Source organism: Bacillota bacterium (genome assembly GCA_013177945.1).
GTDB lineage: Bacteria > Bacillota > DSM-12270 > Thermacetogeniales > Thermacetogeniaceae > Ch130.
Window position 1 is genome coordinate 174,617 of sequence record JABLXW010000001.1, and the last position, 18,450, is coordinate 193,066.

At 50.1% G+C, this 18,450-nt stretch carries 19 protein-coding genes; all 19 read left to right on the forward strand.

Features of this window, described 5'->3' with window-relative positions; genetic code table 11:
- Positions 1–11 precede the first annotated feature (11 nt).
- Positions 12–1,004, forward strand: a complete 993-nt coding sequence (fliM, locus tag HPY58_00895) for a flagellar motor switch protein FliM (GenBank protein NPV28215.1) — start codon at positions 12–14, stop codon at positions 1,002–1,004.
- Entirely contained in the window at positions 1,001–2,113 is a 1,113-nt protein-coding gene (fliY, locus tag HPY58_00900; GenBank protein NPV28216.1) for a flagellar motor switch phosphatase FliY, read from the forward strand. The genes fliM and fliY overlap by 4 nt, the downstream gene beginning before the upstream one ends.
- A gap of 48 nt (positions 2,114–2,161) precedes the next feature.
- Positions 2,162–2,524: a response regulator gene (locus tag HPY58_00905; GenBank protein ID NPV28217.1), complete on the forward strand. Its 363-nt coding sequence runs from the start codon at positions 2,162–2,164 to the stop codon at positions 2,522–2,524.
- Between the two features lie 18 nt (positions 2,525–2,542).
- The gene (locus HPY58_00910; GenBank protein NPV28218.1) at positions 2,543–3,076 is read left to right on the forward strand and encodes a flagellar biosynthetic protein FliO; all 534 of its coding nucleotides are present in this window, start codon (positions 2,543–2,545) and stop codon (positions 3,074–3,076) included.
- A gap of 52 nt (positions 3,077–3,128) precedes the next feature.
- Complete coding sequence (fliP, locus tag HPY58_00915) at positions 3,129–3,848, forward strand: flagellar type III secretion system pore protein FliP (protein NPV28219.1); 720 nt, start codon at positions 3,129–3,131, stop codon at positions 3,846–3,848.
- A gap of 14 nt (positions 3,849–3,862) precedes the next feature.
- Positions 3,863–4,138 carry a flagellar biosynthesis protein FliQ gene (gene fliQ, locus HPY58_00920; protein NPV28220.1) on the forward strand — a complete coding sequence of 92 codons (276 nt, stop codon included), beginning with the start codon at positions 3,863–3,865 and terminating at the stop codon, positions 4,136–4,138.
- Positions 4,139–4,146: 8 nt separating this feature from the next.
- Positions 4,147–4,929 carry a flagellar type III secretion system protein FliR gene (gene fliR, locus HPY58_00925; GenBank protein ID NPV28221.1) on the forward strand — a complete coding sequence of 261 codons (783 nt, stop codon included), beginning with the start codon at positions 4,147–4,149 and terminating at the stop codon, positions 4,927–4,929.
- A 7-nt stretch (positions 4,930–4,936) separates the two neighbouring features.
- Positions 4,937–6,046 (forward strand): flagellar biosynthesis protein FlhB, encoded by a 1,110-nt coding sequence (gene flhB, locus HPY58_00930; protein ID NPV28222.1) that lies wholly within the window; start codon positions 4,937–4,939, stop codon positions 6,044–6,046.
- A 1-nt stretch (position 6,047) separates the two neighbouring features.
- Positions 6,048–8,111 (forward strand): flagellar biosynthesis protein FlhA, encoded by a 2,064-nt coding sequence (gene flhA / locus HPY58_00935; protein ID NPV28223.1) that lies wholly within the window; start codon positions 6,048–6,050, stop codon positions 8,109–8,111.
- Positions 8,101–9,243, forward strand: coding sequence for a flagellar biosynthesis protein FlhF (flhF, locus tag HPY58_00940; protein NPV28224.1), 1,143 nt, complete (start codon positions 8,101–8,103; stop codon positions 9,241–9,243). Before flhA ends, flhF begins: the two co-directional genes overlap by 11 nt.
- Positions 9,240–10,145, forward strand: coding sequence for a MinD/ParA family protein (locus HPY58_00945; protein NPV28225.1), 906 nt, complete (start codon positions 9,240–9,242; stop codon positions 10,143–10,145). Before flhF ends, HPY58_00945 begins: the two co-directional genes overlap by 4 nt.
- A 17-nt stretch (positions 10,146–10,162) precedes the next feature.
- The gene (locus tag HPY58_00950) at positions 10,163–10,831 is read left to right on the forward strand and encodes a hypothetical protein (protein ID NPV28226.1); all 669 of its coding nucleotides are present in this window, start codon (positions 10,163–10,165) and stop codon (positions 10,829–10,831) included.
- Between the two features lie 12 nt (positions 10,832–10,843).
- Entirely contained in the window at positions 10,844–11,932 is a 1,089-nt protein-coding gene (locus tag HPY58_00955; protein ID NPV28227.1) for a chemotaxis response regulator protein-glutamate methylesterase, read from the forward strand.
- Between the two features lie 25 nt (positions 11,933–11,957).
- Positions 11,958–13,925 (forward strand): chemotaxis protein CheA, encoded by a 1,968-nt coding sequence (locus tag HPY58_00960; GenBank protein ID NPV28228.1) that lies wholly within the window; start codon positions 11,958–11,960, stop codon positions 13,923–13,925.
- Between the two features lie 17 nt (positions 13,926–13,942).
- Positions 13,943–14,428: a chemotaxis protein CheW gene (locus tag HPY58_00965; GenBank protein NPV28229.1), complete on the forward strand. Its 486-nt coding sequence runs from the start codon at positions 13,943–13,945 to the stop codon at positions 14,426–14,428.
- Between the two features lie 2 nt (positions 14,429–14,430).
- Positions 14,431–15,054: a chemotaxis protein CheC gene (locus HPY58_00970; protein NPV28230.1), complete on the forward strand. Its 624-nt coding sequence runs from the start codon at positions 14,431–14,433 to the stop codon at positions 15,052–15,054.
- The gene (locus tag HPY58_00975; protein ID NPV28231.1) at positions 15,054–15,539 is read left to right on the forward strand and encodes a chemotaxis protein CheD; all 486 of its coding nucleotides are present in this window, start codon (positions 15,054–15,056) and stop codon (positions 15,537–15,539) included. The genes HPY58_00970 and HPY58_00975 overlap by 1 nt, the downstream gene beginning before the upstream one ends.
- Positions 15,540–15,943: 404 nt before the next feature.
- The gene (locus HPY58_00980; protein NPV28232.1) at positions 15,944–16,744 is read left to right on the forward strand and encodes a FliA/WhiG family RNA polymerase sigma factor; all 801 of its coding nucleotides are present in this window, start codon (positions 15,944–15,946) and stop codon (positions 16,742–16,744) included.
- 8 nt (positions 16,745–16,752) lie between these two features.
- Positions 16,753–18,444 carry a DUF342 domain-containing protein gene (locus HPY58_00985; GenBank protein ID NPV28233.1) on the forward strand — a complete coding sequence of 564 codons (1,692 nt, stop codon included), beginning with the start codon at positions 16,753–16,755 and terminating at the stop codon, positions 18,442–18,444.
- Positions 18,445–18,450 lie beyond the last annotated feature (6 nt).

Here is an 18,450-nt window from a genome sequence, read left to right on the forward strand (position 1 = left end):
GGGGTGACACTTTGACGGAAATTTTATCCCAGGCGGAAATTGACGCCCTGCTGGCCGCTCTTACAGCAGGAGAGGTAACAGCAGATGAACTTAAAGAAGAAGAACAGACGAAAAAGGTAAGGGTCTACGATTTCCGCAGGCCCAACAAGTTTTCCAAAGAGCAAATCAATACATTTCAGGTCATCTACGAAAATTATGCGCGGGCCCTGGCAACTTTTCTCTCGGCCCAGCTCCGGAGCCCGGTCCAGATATCGGTCGCCTCCGTTGAACAGTTAACATACGAGGAGTTCATCCGCTCCTTGCCTGATCCTTCGATCATCATCATTTTCAACATGGCTCCCCTTGAGGGAAACGGGATTATGGAAATCCAGCCCCCCATCGTCTTTGGGATGATCGACCGGCTCTTCGGGGGCCCCGGCCGAACTCCCCCAAAAACGCGTTCTCTCACGGAAATCGAACGGACCATTGTCGAACGGATTAGCCAGCGCATGCTGGATCTTTCGAGAGAAGCCTGGGAAAATATTTCAGCATTAGCCCCCCGGGTGGAGTTTATCGAATCCAATCCCCAGTTTGCGCAGATCGTTTCCCCAATGGAAATGGTAATTCTGATCTCCCTGGAAACAAAGGTGGGGGAACTGGAGGGATTCATTAACTTCTGTATTCCCTACATCGTGCTCGAGCCGATCATTGAAAAATTAAGTGTTCATTACTGGTTTGCAAGGGCCCCCAAAGAACACAAACAGGAATACCGCCTCTCCCTTCAACAAAAAATTGAAGCCGCCCGGATTTCTTTGCGGGTGATTTTGGGTTCCACTTCGATTACAGTGCAGGAACTCCTTGACCTTCAAGCAGGTGACGTTGTTCCCCTCGACCGCAGGGTTGATGCCCATTTAGACGTACTGGTCGGCAACCGCCTGAAATTTTACGCGAAACCCGGAATCCAGAACAACAGGCTGGCCGTACAGATTACAGGTTTTCATGAGAAAGGGGGAGAACTTTTCTGAGCGAAAAGATCCTGACTCAAGAAGAAATCGATTTTTTGCTGCAGGGAAAAACGGAAGCCCTTTCGGACCTCGAAAAAGATACGCTGGGTGAAGTTGCCAACATCTCAATGGGTACAGCAGCCACAACTCTTTCAAGTCTCGTTGGGAAAAGGGTGGAGATCACGACACCCCGGGTGACAATTACAACCCGAAACAAGCTTCAAACCGAATACCCTTTACCTTATGTTGTTGTAAACGTGCGTTATACCGCAGGACTTGTCGGAGAAAACCTTTTAATCATCAAAAAACAGGACGCCGCAATTATTGTTGACCTGATGATGGGAGGGGACGGCAGCAACCCCCCGGAAGAATTAAACGAACTTCACCTAAGTGCAGTCAGTGAAGCCATGAACCAGATGATGGGTTCTGCTGCCACATCGATGTCGACAATCTTTCACCAAAAGGTCAGCATCTCTCCGCCAACTTTGCGTTTAATCAACCTTGCCGAGGAGCAGCTGGACCCTGCAATCGAGTGCGGAAGCGAACAGCTGGTTCAGGTTGTTTTTCAAATCTCGATCGAAGATCTGCTGAAGAGCGAAATGATGCAGATCATCCCCCTCCCCTTTGCCAAGGAAATGAGCCTTGGTCTGCTTGGAGAATTAAAAGGAGAGGCTCCTTCTGAAGCAAAAGAACCAGCGCCAAAAGAGGAGGCAAAGGCCGTTTCCCGGCCCGAACCAGAAATGCCGGTCCAGCCTGCAGCCAAAGCCGGCGGTCATATTGCTGCAGCACGCCAGGAGGTGGCGGCTGGAAGTGTCGTCGTTCAGCCGGCAGAATTTGCCCCATTTACAGCTTCTTCACCGCCAAAGGAAACGGGCAATCTTTCTTTAATTCTGGATGTTCCGCTGCAGTTCACGGTAGAGCTGGGAAGAACCCAAAAAACCATCAAAGAGATCCTCGACCTGGGGCCTGGCGCGATTGTAGAGCTCGACAAGCTGGCAGGGGAACCAGTTGACATCCTCGTGAACGGAAAGCCGATTGCGAAGGGAGAAGTTGTAGTAATCGATGAAAATTACGGGGTAAGAATAACCGAAATTTTGAGTTCCGCAGAGCGGATGAGCAGCCTCCAGTAAAACATTTTTAAGAATTAAAATACCATCTTGAATCAGGAGGGAAAACTTTTGGGGAAGCGGATTTTAATTGTAGACGATGCGGCCTTTATGCGGATGATGCTTAAGGATATTCTTACGAAAAACGGTTACGTCGTGGTAGGAGAAGCCGAAAACGGCGCTGTTGCGATAGACAAGTACAAAGAGCTGCGTCCCGATCTCGTAACCATGGACATCACGATGCCGGAGATGGATGGAATTACCGCCGTAAGGGAAATCAGAAAAATTGATGCCCAGGCAAAAATCATCATGTGCAGCGCAATGGGGCAGCAGGCAATGGTAATAGATTCAATCCAGGCGGGAGCGCGAGACTTTATTGTCAAGCCTTTTCAACCCGAAAGGGTTTTAGAGGCAGTAGCGAAGGTGCTGGGATAACGCGGGGGTTCCCGAAAGATGAAGTGTCCTGTTCTCACAAAAGCTCTCAGGATCTTGGAGATGATGGCCATACTGCCTGCTCAGGCCGCAGCACTTCCCAACTTAGACTACCAGGACCCGGCCCCTCTCAATCCCCCGAACATAGGTGCCCTGCTTTTGCGGCTGGTAATCAGCCTCATCGTTGTTATCGGACTTGCTCTGGTCGTAGTAAAGTTCTTGCAGCGGCGCCCTTTCTTCACGCGTCCTGCTCGCTGGATCAGAATCCTGGATCAGGTAACGGTCGGTCCCAACCGGGGCCTTCTGCTGGCAGAAATTGCCGGAAAAATATACGTCCTTGCCCTTACAGACCACAGCATTACGAAACTGCTTGAAATTGATGATGCTTCATTTTTAACGGCACTTCTCGAAGAGGAGGAGGCTGCACGGAACCCTCCTCTTCCGGGAAGCAGGACCTGGTACCCCTTTTGGGAAAGAAGAACCTTTCAAAATATCTTGTCAACGAAGAAAGAACATTTAAGCAGAGATATTTTCGAGCACCGGGAAGGGGAATAACGGAGTGGAGGCCAGGCGGAAAATCCTGATTCTTGCAACAACCGTACTCCTGATGTTTATCCTGCTTGGGGCCCGAGCAGCAGAAGCCCAGACCATACCTTTTCCCCGGATCAGCTTCGAGATCGGCAGTGCCGAAAGACCCGCAGAGGTGGCGCAAAGCCTCCAGATTCTTTTAATCATCACGCTTCTTTCTCTGGCACCGGCAATACTGATGATGTTGACCTCCTTCACGCGTGTCATTGTTGTTCTTTCGTTTATGAGAAGCGCCCTTGCCACACAGCAAATGCCGCCCAACCAGGTGCTCGTGGGGCTTGCCTTATTCCTGACGTTTTTCATCATGGCGCCAACCTGGCAGGCGGTCAACCGGGAGGCGGTCCAACCCTATATGAAGGGTGAAATCACCCAGCAAGAGGCTCTTAAAAAGGGGATGGAGCCCATCAGGGAGTTCCTGTTCAAGCAGACCAGGGAAAAGGACCTCGCCCTTTTTGTCTCCCTTGCCCAAATTCCCCGGCCTCGCAACTACCAGGATATTCCCAATTACGTTTTGATCCCGGCGTTTACAATCAGTGAATTAAAGACCGCCTTCCAGATCGGGTTTGTTCTCTATATTCCTTTTCTGGTGATCGACATGATCGTCGCAAGTACTTTAATGTCGATGGGGATGTTGATGCTGCCTCCCATGATGATCTCGCTGCCGTTTAAGATCCTCTTATTCATTATGGTGGACGGCTGGCACCTGCTGGTCCGTTCTCTTGTGATGAGTTTCTCTTAAAGGAGTCCGGGAAGATGACGGAAGAATTCATTATCACTTTAGGTCGCGACGCATTGTACGCGGTTCTCCTTGTATCCGCCCCTCTCCTGGGAGTCAGTTTGCTGGTTGGCTTGCTTGTGAGTATTTTCCAGGCAACAACCCAGATCCAGGAGCAAACCTTAAGCTTTGTTCCGAAGATCATCGCCGTACTGGTGGCAGCTGTAATTTTCGCGCCGTGGATGCTTCAGATTCTGGTCTCTTTCACCCAGAGCCTCTACTTAAACATTAACCGTCTGGCTGGCGGTGGTTAAAGAAGATTATGGAATTTCTGGTGTCTCTCTTTCAAGAAATTGATCTTTACTTCCTGATCTGGGCCAGAATTACAGGTTTTATGCTCACGGCGATCCCATTTAACAGCCGGAACATCCCTGGTCAGGTCAGGGTGTGGCTGGCAGCCCTGATCACTTTCCTCATTTTTACGATCCACTCTCGTGAGAACTTCCAGATTTCTCAAACACCAGGAGGCTATCTCCTTCAATTTCTCGGGGAGGCACTGATCGGGGCAATTTTAGGTTTCCTGACGCAACTAACTTTTAGTGCGCTCCAGCTTGCGGGGCAGATGATCGATATGCAGATGGGCTTCGGCATTGTGAATGTCATCGATCCCCAGTACGGAATTCAAATTCCGGTGCTGGGCAACTTCAAATATATTCTGGCGGTGCTTTTCTTTCTCACGATCAACGGGCACCACATGCTCTTAGCGGCCCTCGCCCGGAGTTACCGTTTTCTACCTCTTGGCAACCTGCATTTTTCGGGAGCCTTTTATTCGTTCATCTTTACTCTTGCCGGTGAAATGTTCCTCACCGCCTTTAAAATTTCCCTTCCGGTACTGGGGGCCCTGTTCATCACAGATCTTGCCTTGGGAATCATTGCCCGCACCGTCCCCCAAATGAACGTCTTTATCGTCGGCTTGCCCCTGAAAATCGGGGTCGGACTGGGCTTATTAATGCTTATTCTGCCGCTTTTTCTCTGGATCTTCAGTTCGATCTTTACCGGTCTTTTTGAGGACCTCAATAAACTCCTGGTGATTTTAGGAAGGTGAAGGCTTTTTGAGAAACCCTGGGGAGCCTCTAGATTTACAGCTCTTTGCGGAAGAACGCACAGAAAAAGCAACTCCCCGGCGCCGGGAAGAAGCCCGGAGAAGGGGCCAGGTAATCCGGAGCATCGAAATAAATTCAGCGGTAATCCTCCTGTGCACCTTTCTCTTTCTGAAAATCTTCGGCCCCTGGCTGGGTGCTCAGGTGGCAAATTTCGCAAAAACAGTGCTAACCGATTTAATTGCACGTGAGTGGGGAACAAAGACCGTTTACCTGATCCTGTTTTTCAGCGCAGTAGCTTTTTTTCAGATCTCTCTCCCGGTCATGGGAATTGCCCTGGGGGCGGGTCTTGCCTCAAATCTTCTCCAGGTAGGGTTCCTTTTCACACCATCGCCCCTCGCGCCAAGGCTGGACCGGATCAACCCCTTCGAAGGACTCAGGCGGATTTTCTCCCGGCGCGCCCTGCTCGAACTGGTGAAATCCGGAGCAAAGGTGGTGGTTGTAGGCTACCTGGCCTACAGTACAATCAAGGCGAATTTCAGCCTTTTTCCCCGTCTCCTGGACATGAGCGTTCCGGAGGCAGTAAGCAGCCTGGGAGAATTGAGCACCGCCATCATCCTGCGCATCGGACTTCTTTTACTCGTTCTTGCAATCTTCGATTACGCGTTTCAGTACTGGGAGCATGAGAAATCCCTGCGGATGACAAAGCAAGAACTGAAAGAAGAGTTTCGCCAGTACGAGGGAGACCCCCGGGTTCGCGCCCGCATCCGGCAGCGCCAGAGGCAAATCTCGTACCGGAGGATGATGCAACAGGTTCCGAAGGCAGATGTTGTGATTACCAACCCCACCCATTATGCCGTCGCGCTGCAGTACATCCCGGAACAAATGGCAGCCCCGCTTGTTCTGGCAAAGGGGGTTGACGAGCTGGCATTAAGAATCAAAGCAATCGCCCGGGAGCACGGAATCACCATATTTGAGGATCCTCCGCTGGCGCAGACTTTGTATAAAACCGTTGAGGTGGGCGATTTAATCCCGCCAGAACTCTACGAAGCAGTGGCCCAGGTGCTGGCTTTCGTCTACCGGTTGCGCCCGAATCATTTTCGGAAAAAAGGTGTGATCTAGATTGGCCGTGTTATCAACCGGAAGCCGCTATTTTAAATACGTTGATGTCGCAGTTGCCGTAGCGGTCATCCTGGCTGTAGTCATGATGATTATCCCTGTACCATCAGGACTGCTCAGTGTTCTTCTGATCTTCAACATCGCCCTTTCTCTGCTGATTTTGCTCGTATCCCTTTTTACCCGGGAGCCCCTGGAATTCTCCGTTTTCCCGGCGCTCCTCCTGATCATGACGCTGTTTCGCCTCTGCCTGAACATCTCCACAACCCGGCTCATCCTCCTTCAAGCGTACGCCGGCGAGGTGATTCAAAAATTCGGAGGTTTTGTGATCGGAGGAAACCCCGCAGTTGGATTCATCATCTTTTTAATTCTCGTCGTCATTCAGTTCATCGTTATTACCCGGGGCGCAGAACGGGTTTCGGAGGTTGCGGCAAGGTTTACCCTGGACGCAATGCCGGGAAAACAGATGAGCATCGACGCGGACCTGAACACGGGTCTCATTACGGAAAACGAGGCCCGGGCAAGGCGCCGCAAAATCCAGCAGGAGGCAGATTTTTACGGGGCAATGGACGGTGCCAGCAAGTTCGTCCGGGGTGACGCCATTGCCGCCCTGGTAATCATCGTTATTAACATCCTGGGTGGCTTTCTTGTGGGTGTCGTGCAAAAGGGAATGACTTTTCAACAGGCCCTTCAAACGTATACAGTTCTTACCGTAGGAGACGGCCTCGTCACTCAGATTCCTGCCCTTCTTGTCTCAACATCGGCCGGGATTATCGTAACACGCGCAGCGGCGGAAGCCAGCTTTGGCCTGGATCTCTCCAGGCAATTGCTCAGTTATCCAAAAGCGCTGGGAATCGCCGGAGGGATCCTGGTGCTCCTTGCTCTTCTGGGTCTTCCTCCCCTTCCCATCCTCCTCATGTCCGGGATTCTCGGCGGCCTGGCTTATACCCTTGAACGCTCCTTCAAGGAAGCCAGGCGGCAGGAGGAGGAAAAGGCGCGGGCTCAAGAATTCGAAGAGGCAAAAAAGCCGGAGCACGTTATCTCCCTTGTCCAGGTCGATCCCCTTGAAATCGAACTGGGCTACAACCTGATCCCTCTTGTAGACTCGAAACAGGGGGGAGACCTCCTGGACCGGATTGTGATGATCAGGCGGCAGTGTGCGCTGGAGCTGGGTTTTATCGTGCCTCCCGTCCGCCTCCGCGACAACATGCAGCTAAACCCGAACACCTATGTAATCAAAGTAAAGGGGGTGGAGGTGGGGCGCGGCGATCTGATGCTGGACCACCTCCTTGCTCTCGGACCCGAGGTTCAGAGCAAATTAAAGGGGGTTAGAACGCAGGAACCTACTTTTGGACTGCCTGCCGTATGGATCCAGGCTCACCAGCGCGAGGAGGCCGAACTGGCCGGTTTTACGGTGGTGGACCCGACCTCGGTGATTGCCACCCATCTCACGGAAATTATCAAAACTCATGCCCACGAACTGCTGAGCAGGCAGGATGTCCAAAACCTCCTCGATCATGTGAAAAAAAGCTACGCCGCCGTTGTCAACGAACTTTATCCTGATTTGCTCAGCCTTGGAGAAATCCAGAAGGTGCTCGGAAACCTGCTAAGAGAAAAAGTATCCATTCGGGACCTGGTCACAATTCTCGAAACTCTGGCAGACTACGCCCGCGTAACGCGCGATCCAGAGCTGCTTACCGAGTACGTCCGCCAGGCCCTGGGGAGGCAAATCGTCGGGCAGTACCTGGAAGACCAGAAACTTTACGTTCTGACCCTTGATCCCGAAGTAGAGCAGATCATTAAAGACGGCATCCAGAAAACCGAGCATGGTTCCTACCTTGCCGTAGATCCTCAGAAAGCGCAGCAAATATTAAGCCGGCTACGCAGCCTCGCCCAGAAGATGATCGAGGCAGGACATCAACCTGTTGTCTTGTGTCCACCTGGCATCAGGCCTTATTTCAAGCGCTTAACGGAAAGGGTTCTCTCGGGCCTCGTCGTCCTCTCTTTCAACGAACTCCAACCGAACATTCAAGTTGAGTCTGTTGGGATGGTGAGCACTGTTGAAAGTTAGGCGTTTCATCGCAAACGACATGCAGGAGGCAATGCTCAAAGTAAAGGCTACGCTGGGCAAAGACGCCGTTATCTTACACACCCGTAAATTTCGGGAAGGGGGTATCTTTGGTTTTTTCGGACGCGATCGTGTCGAAGTTACCGCAGCAATTGAAGAGAAAGACCTGAACCATCTCTCGAAAAAAATTCAACCCCCTGGTCTTCCTTCTTCCATTGCTTCCTATCCTGCGAAAGAGGCGGCCAACCTGGATGTCAAAAAAGAAATTGCAGAAGTGAAAACCCTGCTTGGACAGATGCTCGAAGAGTTGGAGTTGAGCACTTTTCAGGGCGGCACCTACCCAAAGTATTTTGACCAGGCTTACCGGGTCTTAAGATCCAGCGAGGTTGAAGAAAAGCTCGCCCGTAAAATCATCCATGAGGCCATTGAACTCCTGCAACCGGCAAAATGGCAGGACCGCACGGAGATTTATCAGACCCTGGAGGATCTGATTGTGCGGCGGTTGCTGCGTCCCCAGCCAATCCTTTTTAAAAAGTCCGGAGGACAAAAAAGAATTGCTGTTGTGGGGCCCACCGGAGTCGGCAAAACCACAACAATTGCAAAACTTGCCGCGATTTTTGCCATCCTCGAAAAAAGACAGGTGGCCCTTGCAACAGTTGACACCTATCGCGTTGCCGCCGTAGATCAATTGAAAACCTATGCGGATATCATCTCCGTTCCCCTTGAAGTTGCCTACACCCCAAAAGAACTCCAGAATGCCCTTGCAAAACACGCAAATAAAGATCTGATCCTCATCGATACTGCCGGAAGAAGTCCGCTTAACGAGGTGCAAATGACGGAGCTTAAAGCCTTTTTAGAACCCTGCACTGATGTCGAAATTTTTCTCGTGCTGGGAGCCACCACAAAGCAAACAGATTTATGGGACGCCGTGACACGGTTTAGCCAGCTACCAATCAAACACCTGATCTTCACCAAACTTGACGAAACCAGAAGTTACGGTGTGATCCTGAATGTCGTCAACAGGCTGCGAAAAAATCTTGCCTATGTCACAACCGGACAGAATGTTCCTGACGACATTGAAGTTCCGGATCCCGTTAAACTTGCAAAATTGATTTTGCAGGTGAAAGAAAAATGAAGGACCAGGCTGAAAGATTAAGAATGATTGCCAGGTCGCTCCAGGACCAAATTCGGAGTCAAATTTATAACTCTACAAAAGGGTGCCGGGTGGTTGCAGTAACGAGCGGTAAAGGAGGGGTCGGCAAAACCAATCTGGCGCTGGGATTGTCCCTTGCCCTTGCGAAGGCGGGGTATCGGGTCATGATCCTGGATGCAGACATGGGCTTGGCCAATATTGACGTAATTTTGGGTTTAATTCCGCGCTACAATCTGGCTCATGTTTTCGCAGGGGAAAGAAGGATCGAGGAGATTCTCCAGGCGGGCCCCGCGGGACTCTGGATTATTCCGGGCGGATCGGGGATTGAAGAACTTGCCAATCTCGAACCTCTAGCCCTCACAAAACTCCTCCAGGAAATCGCGGCTTTAGGCCAAAATCTGGATTACCTTTTCATTGATACAGGCGCAGGGATCTCCAGGCAGGTGCTGGCCTTTATCCTGGCGGCAGACGAGGTCCTCCTGGTAACAACACCTGAACCCACCGCACTTACCGATGCCTACGGTTTAATTAAAGTTTTTAGCCGCCATCAGGGAAAGGGGAAAATTAAGCTTGTCATCAACATGGTAACCAGCGAGCAGGAAGGCCTTGATGCCGCCCAAAAACTGATCAGCGTTGTTCACCAGTTTTTAAATATCAAAATTGAGGTCGCAGGGTTCATCCCATCTGATACTGCGGTTCAGGATGCAGTTCGAAAGCACCAGGCTTATCTTCTGGCTTTCCCCCGGTCCCCGGCCTCATTGAGCACCATCAAAATTGCTTCATCCCTTGGTGAGCGCTCCGGGAAACCACCGCGCGGGATCCAGAATTTTTTCGAGCAGCTGCTTGCTTTTTTTCGAGGTAAAGAAAACGAAAGACTTGGTTAAGGAAGGGATCTGAAACCTTGGTAAAATTGGTAAAAGAAGAGCTTAAAATCAATCAAAGAGTAGAAATCCAACTTCGGGATAGTTCTTACGCCGGAAGCTATCCCAGCCGGGTTGAAGAGATCTTTCCGGATAAAATAGTTTTCGCTGCACCTTTAAAAAAGGGAACATTGATTCCCCTCCGGAAGGGAGACACCATTACCGTCAATTACTGGGGGCAAACGGGAAGCTACAGCTTCACCACGAGAGTAATCAAAACACAGGTGCAACAGGTTCCTGTAATTATTGCGGAAAGACCACGCGAAGTAACGCGGATTCAAAGAAGAAATTATTTGCGCATTCCGGTTGCTCTACCCTTAACTTTTAGCATTCTCGAGGACCTGGAGCACGCCGCGCGGTCCGAAATTTTTCGCGCAGAAACAGTCGATCTCAGCGGGGGAGGAGTGATGATCAAATCCCCGGTCAAGCTTTCAAAAGATGAATATTTGGAGATAGAGCTAACCCTGCCGCGCAAAGGGACGATTAACCTGGTAGGAAGAGTTGTGCGAACTCAAGAGACAAAAGATCAAGGCGGGTTGTTCTATCTGGTCGGAATCGATTTTGTGGTAATTGATGAGTCGGACCGCGACAGGATTATCGCCTTTGTCTTCGAACGCCAGCGTGAACTGAGAAGAAAGGGTCTGGTTTAGGAGGTGCCCCAAATTTTCTCACAGGTTAAAGTTCTCGTGGTTGACGACTCTGCCTTTATGAGAAAAGTTATCACTGATCTGCTCGAAACAGATCCTGTCCTCAAAGTAGTCGGCACGGCTCGCAACGGGGAGGATGCTTTAAAAAAAATACACGAGCTCAAGCCTGATGTTGTGACCCTAGACGTAGAGATGCCGGTAATGGACGGACTCGTTACCCTGGAGAAAATCATGCAGGAGAAGCCCCTTCCGGTAATTATGCTCAGCAGCCTGACTCAAAGTGGAACAGAGATTACGATCAAAGCACTTCAGAGGGGCGCTGTTGACTTTATTCCCAAGCCTTCCGGCACTATTTCCCTTGATCTTGCTAAGGTAAAAGAAGAACTCATAAACAAGGTTAAAATCGCGGCAACGGTAAAGGTTTACCAGACCTTTATTCGTGAACCGGGGAGAATTCCTCAAAAAGCTTTTTATTCGACTGCACCGACAGTTCCTGCACCAACGGCTCCTAAAAAACTGGTTCTCATCGGAACTTCGACAGGAGGGCCGAAAGCCCTGAACGAGATCCTGCCCAGGTTGCCGAAAGATATCCCTGCTGCAGTGATTATTGTGCAGCACATGCCCCCTGGCTTCACGCGTTCTTTGGCAGAGCGCCTTGACCAGATTTCCGAAATACGGGTCAAGGAGGCCGAAGACCAGGAAAAGGTCATTTCGGGTACTGCTTACATCGCCCCCGGTGATTATCACCTTCTTGTGGAGCGAGTTTCTCCTCAGCAAAAAGATCCTCTGCTGCGGCTCAGCAAGGACCCGCCCGTAAACGGCCACCGTCCTTCGGTTGATGTGATGATGCAGTCGGCGGCAAGAGCCAACGGGTGGGAGTTAATCGGTGTGATCCTGACAGGAATGGGACATGACGGCCGGGAGGGAATCAGGGCAATTAAAGAAAAAAATGCAAAAGTCATCGCCGAGGATGAAACAACTGCGGTCGTCTTCGGAATGCCGAGGGCCGTAATCGAGGCAAAGCTGGCTGATTACATACTTCCCCTCCCGTCAGTCGCATCGGAAATCATCCATCTGTTAAATAAAGAATGTAAAGGAAGGTGAATCTTCTTTGGACCTGTCGCAATACATGGATTTGTTTCTGGCTGAAGCAAAAGAGCATCTGGAATCTTTAAACGAAAATCTCCTCAAGCTGGAGAGGAATCCTGGTGATTACGAGGTTCTGAATGAAATCTTTCGCTCCGCCCATACCCTGAAGGGCATGGCCGCCACCATGGGTTTTGAACAAATTACCGAGTTAACCCACGAAATGGAAAATGCCCTCGCCCTTTTAAAAGAGAAGAAACTCCGGGTAACTCCGGAAGTTATCGACGTGCTTCTCAGATGTCTGGATGCCCTCGAAGTGATGATTAAGAATTTGCGAGACGGCGGGGAACAACCTTACCCCTATCACCCCCTTCTCAGCGAACTCCGGGATCTTGGCAAGGTCTGCAGCGACCACCTGGATTTACCCTCTTCCGAACCAGAGCAGCCCTCTTCTGAACCCCTGGAGTTCAATGAATACGAAGTTTCGGTTCTCAAAGCCGCCGAAAACAGCGAGTACCAACCCTATTATATTAAAGTCGGTCTGGCCCCAAATACCGTGATGAAATCGGTGCGCGCCTTTATGGTTTTCCGGAATCTGGAAGAATACGGACAGATTATCAAGTGCCACCCTCCCGTTCAGGATTTGGAGGAGGAACGCTTTGGGGACAGTTTTGAGGTAGTCTTTGTCTCCCAGGCACCCGTGGAAACAATTTCCCAGGCTCTGGATAAAATTGCAGAGGTAAGGGTTTTATCCATCCAGAAAATCAGCACCAGCAGCCTCAGCGGCCAGAAAGCGGCACCCCTGCAAACTAAAACCGAAGCCCTTAAAAACCAGACTGCGGTTCTTTCCTCACCTGGAGGCCGCGCCTTGAAAACGGTCAGAGTCGATATCGAACGCCTTGATAACTTAATGAACCTGGTGGGGGAGCTGGTGATCAATAAAACACGGCTCGAACAAATCGGGCTAACGCACCGGCTCACCGATCTCCTCGAAGCAATTGAACAGATGGGCCGGCTTACAGCTGATCTTCAGGCCCTCGTCATGAAAGTAAGGATGGTTCCCATCGAACAGGTCTTTAACAGGTTTCCCCGCATGGTAAGAGATCTTGCCCGGGAGATGGGAAAAGACATTCAGTTTATCATCGAGGGTAAAGAAACAGAACTGGACCGGACCGTAATCGACGAAATCGGCGACCCCCTTGTGCACTTAATCAGAAATGCGATTGATCACGGAATTGAGCATCCCGAAGAAAGGATCCAGGCAGGTAAAGCAAAAACAGCCCGCCTTCGTCTTGTTGCTTACCATGAAGGAAATAACGTAATCATCGAAGTTGAAGATGACGGACGGGGGATAGACCTCGATAAAGTCCGGAGCCATGCAATCAGCAAAGGCTTTTTAACGGAAAAGGAAGGAGAATATTTGGATGACAACGCGGTTCTAAACGTAATTTTCCAGCCTGGCTTCAGCACCGCGGACATTGTGACCGATCTCTCAGGCCGGGGTGTAGGGCTTGATGTTGTCAAGTCCAAAATTGAATCCTTAAATGGGAGCATCGAAATTGAAACGAAAAAAATGGTGGGAACAAAGGTTAAAATAAGTCTTCCACTTACCCTGGCCATTATCCAGGCTCTCCTGGTAAGCGTGGGGAAAGAGCAGTACGCAATTCCGCTCAGTTCAATTGATGAAACCACTTTTATTCTGCCCGATCAGATCAAAACCATGCAAAACCAGGAGGTAATGGTGCTCCGGGGAGCGGTTTTGCCGCTGGTTCGGCTGCAGCGGCTGCTCGGGGTGGAAACAGCAGCTTCCGAAAATGAAGAGTTATACGTTGTTGTGGTCCGAAAAGGGGAGCGCCGGGTAGGGCTTGTTGTAGATTTCCTCGTGGGACAGCAAGACATCGTTATTAAATCGCTGGGGAGGCTCCTTACAGACATTCCCGGTATTGCAGGAGCTACGATTTTGGGAAACGGCGAAGTCTCTTTAATCCTTGATGTGAACAGTCTGTTTTGAGAGGGAAGGGGTAAAAAATGGTGGAAAACCAAAGAACTTTTGGAGACGAAATTCAACTGGTAGTTTTTCTTGTAGGAAAAGAAGAATACGGTTTGGAAATCAATCAAGTCCAGGAAATCAACCGCCTTCTTCCCATCACCAGAGTGCCCCGGGCTCCTTCCTATATCGAAGGGGTCATCAATTTAAGGGGAAACGTCATCCCGGTTATAAATTTGCACTCCCGTTTGGGGCTTGGAACGAGAACGAACACCGCCCGGACCCGCATCATCGTTGCTCAGGTTCAGGAGATCCCGGTCGGTCTGATTGTCGATGAAGTTTTAGGGGTCCTTTACCTGAGCAGTAGCGCCATTGAACCCCCTGCACTGCCGGGAGTAGCCGCGAGCACAGCTCACTTGCTGGGAGTCGGAAAGAGCGAGGGGCGCCTTATTCTTCTCCTGGACCTGGCTTCCCTGCTTAACCTAAAAGAACATGGTGAAGAGGCTTCAGAGGCAGGGAGGGGATAAACCTGGCTAGGGATTTTCGCTCTTTAAGCCATCTGCAGGTAGATGCACTGAAAGAAATCGGAAACATCGGAGCGGGAAATGCTGCTACAGCCCTTTCCAAACTGATCGATGACCGGGTTGAAATGAGTGTTCCCCAGGTCAGGATTCTTCCTTTTGCAGAAGTAGCCGAAATTTTGGGTGGAGCAGAAACCTTTGTGGCAGGAATCTATCTAAAAATTTCGGGTTCGGCCCCGGGTGGAATTTTGTTTCTTCTCCCCTTTTCTGACGCCAAACAGCTTGTGAAAATTTTGCTTAAAAGCAAAGCAGGAGGGCCGGGACAGCCTTTGACCGAACTTGAACGCTCGGCTCTCATGGAGGCAGGAAACATCTTAACCGGTTCTTTTTTGAACGCCCTGGCCATGTTCACTTCTCTCACCTACCTCCCCTCGGTGCCGGCTCTCGGTACCGACATGGCAGGTGCCCTTCTGGGAACCGTATTTCACGAACTTGGCAAAACAGGCGATCATGCCCTTTTTATTCAAACCGAATTCCGGTATCAGGCCGATCATGTAGTAGGGTACCTCTTCTTCCTTCCGGAGGCAGACTCGCTGGACCTGATTTTAAGTACACTTGGGGTGAATACTTAGTGGGAGAAATTTTAAAAGTAGGAATCGCCGAACTCAAAGTCGCCAAAGCTCCTACCAATCTTGCCAGTGCAGGACTCGGTTCTTGTGTTGGAATCTGTCTTTTTGATCCTGCTGCAAAAATCGGTGGTCTGGCACACATCATGCTACCTGACAGCACACAGGCAAGAAATTCCGAGAATAAAGCAAAATTTGCCAATACTGCGGTTGGTATCCTCGTCGCGGAAATGCTCAAATTGGGTGCACTTAAAAACAGAATTGTAGCCAAAATTGCAGGTGGAGCCCAAATGTTCTCTTTTCCAGGTGCAACAGATTTTATGCGCATTGGAGAACGTAACATAGAAGCCACAAAGAGCACCCTGGCAAAGGAGCAGATCCCCTTAATTGCCCAGGACGTTGGGGGGAATTACGGCCGCAGCATCGAGCTTTGTACGACAACAGGCAAGCTTTATATTCGGACCATCGAGCACGGAGAGAAGGTTATATGAATCCGGCGCTTTGGGCAGCTCTCATCCTTGGAATTGTTATTTTTTTAACCGGTTTTCTCAAACAGGTTTCGTTTCCAGTTCTGGTTAAACGCTCTCTACTTTCGGGCCTGATTATTTATCTTTTGTCAACTCTTTTAAGCTTCGGTTTGAAAAGAATCGAAACCAGACAGCATCCCCATAAAAATTTACCCCAGAACAAAGGCGAACGGGTCCCAGGCCAAAAAAGAGAGCGGGAATCTGAAGATACTGAAGGAGAATTCAGGCAAAGAAAGGCCTCTCAGGTGGCCGAGGACCTGATCTCCCGTTTGAGTCAGGACCCGGCACGGGGTGCAGAACTGGTCCGGAAGATGGCACTTGAGGATCAGCCTGAAAAATAAATTCAAGAGAGCACGGGAGGCCCTCTGATGGAAGCCGCAGACTCTCAAGAACTGGCCCTTCTCTGGCATAAATTTAAAAAAGAAAACGATTCCGAAGCCCGGGAGCGGTTAATCCTCCACTATGTCTCCCTTGTGAAGTACGTCGCGGGCCGCCTGGCCATTGGAGTTAAGGGGCATTTTGAATTAGACGATCTGATCAATGCGGGGGTTTACGGGTTAATCAACGCTGTTGACAGATTCGATCCGGACAGAGGATTCAAATTCGAGACTTTTGCCCTGGCGCGAATCAAAGGAGCGATCTTGGACTGGCTCCGTGCTTTCAACTGGATTCCGCAATCCGTTCGGAATAAGGCACGCTCCCTGGAAAGAGCCCTCCTCAGCCTTGAGCAAAGTTTGGGGAGGCCCCCGGAAGACCACGAAATCGCCGCTCATCTGGGTCTTACATTAAAGCAATTCCACCAGATGATGGATGAAGTTGCCCCGGTTACCCTGATTTCTCTCGAAGACTCCCTGTATTCGGATTCAGATAATGAATCCTATTCCCTAGGAGAAGTAATTCCCGATCCCAAAGCGAAAGATCCGGTTGAACACCTTGAACTTGAAGAAATCAAAGAGGTGCTCGCGCAGGCAATTGCAAAGCTTCCCGAAAAAGAAAAGCTGGTGACAACCCTGTATTACTATGAAGGTTTAACATTAAAAGAAATCGGAAAGGTAATCGGTGTTTCGGAATCCCGGGTCTCTCAACTTCACACAAAAGCTATTTTGCGTTTGAGAGGGCACTTAAGCAGAAAGAAAAAGGGCTTAATTAGTCTAAACGGGAGGGGATAAAAATATTTATGCAGGAAGGAAAAAAACCAAACCCGGGAGAACTTAATAATAGAGAGGACCAGATTGAAAAGATCTGCGAGAGGGCGCTCTCCGGAATTAAAGACTTTGACGGTTTACGTCTTCTGGAATTTACAGATGAAGGCACCTTTCTTACCGTTTTTCCTCCCGAAGGAGCAGGAAAGGTTCTTTCCTTTGCAGATTTAGAACAGGAAATCAAGGCCCTTGCACTTCAGCAGGTTGACTGGGACAAGGTCAGGGAGGCAGTAGAGGAAAAATCGAAGCGAATCAAAATAGCTCCGGTCCAGGAAAACCTGAAAAAAAACGGCGAAGTGCTTGTAAAAGTGAGCAAAGATGAAATGGAGGCTTATGTCACAATATTTCCGCCCTTTAACGGAAATCCCGTTACCGCTGACATGGTTTACGAAGCCCTGAAAAAGGCGGGAGTGGTCTATGGCATCGACCAGGCAAGGGTAGAAGAAGCCCTAAAGGCGGCCGAGTCAAACGAACCGGTCCTTGTGGCACGCGGGAAGCCTGCTGAAGACGGGCGAGACGCCCAGCTCACTTACTACTTTCCGGTCGAAGGCCAAAAGCCAAAACCCGCTGAACTGGATGATGGAAGAGTTGATTATTATAATATAAATCTAATTTATAATGTGGAAACCGGACAGGTGCTGGCAACTAAAACTCCGGCGACCCCGGGTGAGCCCGGTTCGACGGTTACAGGAAAACCGCTCCTTCCCCGCCCCGGGAAGGATTGCCAGTTGCGCGCCGGAAAAAACACCGAGCTAATAGATGAAGGACTGACCCTTATTGCCTCTGCCCGTGGCCACGTCTTAATGCAGGATAATAAAATCCACGTGCTGCCTGTGTACGAAGTAGTTGGTAATGTAGATTTCTCAACAGGCAACATTGATTTTATCGGGAGCGTTCAGGTCCGGGGCAGTATCAAATTTGGATTTACAGTAAGGGCAGAAGGTGATGTCGAGGTTCGTGAAACCATTGAAGGGGGCTCCATTATTGCCGGAGGAAATGTTGTTGTAAAGGAGGGGATACGGGGGCTGGGAAAAGGCCGCATCGTTGCCAAGGGAAACGTTTTCGCAAAGTTTCTGGAAACTGCCCATGTTCAGGCAGGACAGAATGTAATAGTTGGGGAAGCAATCATGCACAGCCACGTCAATGCAGGAGGGAAAATCATCGTTAACGGCCGAAAGGGGCTTCTTGTAGGCGGACTTTGCCGCGCGGGGGAAGACATTGAAGCAAAAATCGTTGGTTCAAACCTGGCAACAATCACGGAATTAGAGGTCGGCGTGAATCCGGAACTGAGGATGGCTTTTAATCAAATTTCAAAAGAACGGTCAGAAACCGAAACTCACCTGGATAAAGTAGAGAAGGCCCTTAACCTGTTACGCGGGTTAGAAGGCGAAGGCAAGGAACTTTCCCCGGAGAAAAAGACGCTTTTAATCAGGTTAACCCGAACCCAACTTCAGCTCAAACGAAAGCTTGAAGAAATAAGGGAAGAGGAGGCTAAATTGTTAGGATTGCTCAGCACTCTTGACAAGGGGAAGGTTAAGGTAAAGAATCTCCTTCATCCTGGCACGATCATCAGGATTGGCCAGCTAACCTATTATGTACGGGACGAAATGCAGTATGTCACAATCTCCCAGGAGGGAGGGGAAATCAAAATTTCGCCGTATGCTTGACGCAAT

Bases quoted from the DNA above. Each gene is read 5' to 3' on its own strand.
- HPY58_00985 (NPV28233.1), top strand. From the start codon at position 16,753: ATGCAGGAAGGAAAAAAACCAAACCCGGGAGAACTTAATAATAGAGAG.
- HPY58_00910 (NPV28218.1), top strand. From the start codon at position 2,543: ATGAAGTGTCCTGTTCTCACAAAAGCTCTCAGGATCTTGGAGATGATG.
- HPY58_00980 (NPV28232.1), top strand. From the start codon at position 15,944: ATGGAAGCCGCAGACTCTCAAGAACTGGCCCTTCTCTGGCATAAATTT.
- HPY58_00965 (NPV28229.1), top strand. From the start codon at position 13,943: ATGGTGGAAAACCAAAGAACTTTTGGAGACGAAATTCAACTGGTAGTT.
- fliP (NPV28219.1), top strand. From the start codon at position 3,129: ATGTTTATCCTGCTTGGGGCCCGAGCAGCAGAAGCCCAGACCATACCT.
- fliQ (NPV28220.1), top strand. From the start codon at position 3,863: ATGACGGAAGAATTCATTATCACTTTAGGTCGCGACGCATTGTACGCG.
- HPY58_00960 (NPV28228.1), top strand. From the start codon at position 11,958: ATGGATTTGTTTCTGGCTGAAGCAAAAGAGCATCTGGAATCTTTAAAC.
- fliR (NPV28221.1), top strand. From the start codon at position 4,147: ATGGAATTTCTGGTGTCTCTCTTTCAAGAAATTGATCTTTACTTCCTG.
- HPY58_00945 (NPV28225.1), top strand. From the start codon at position 9,240: ATGAAGGACCAGGCTGAAAGATTAAGAATGATTGCCAGGTCGCTCCAG.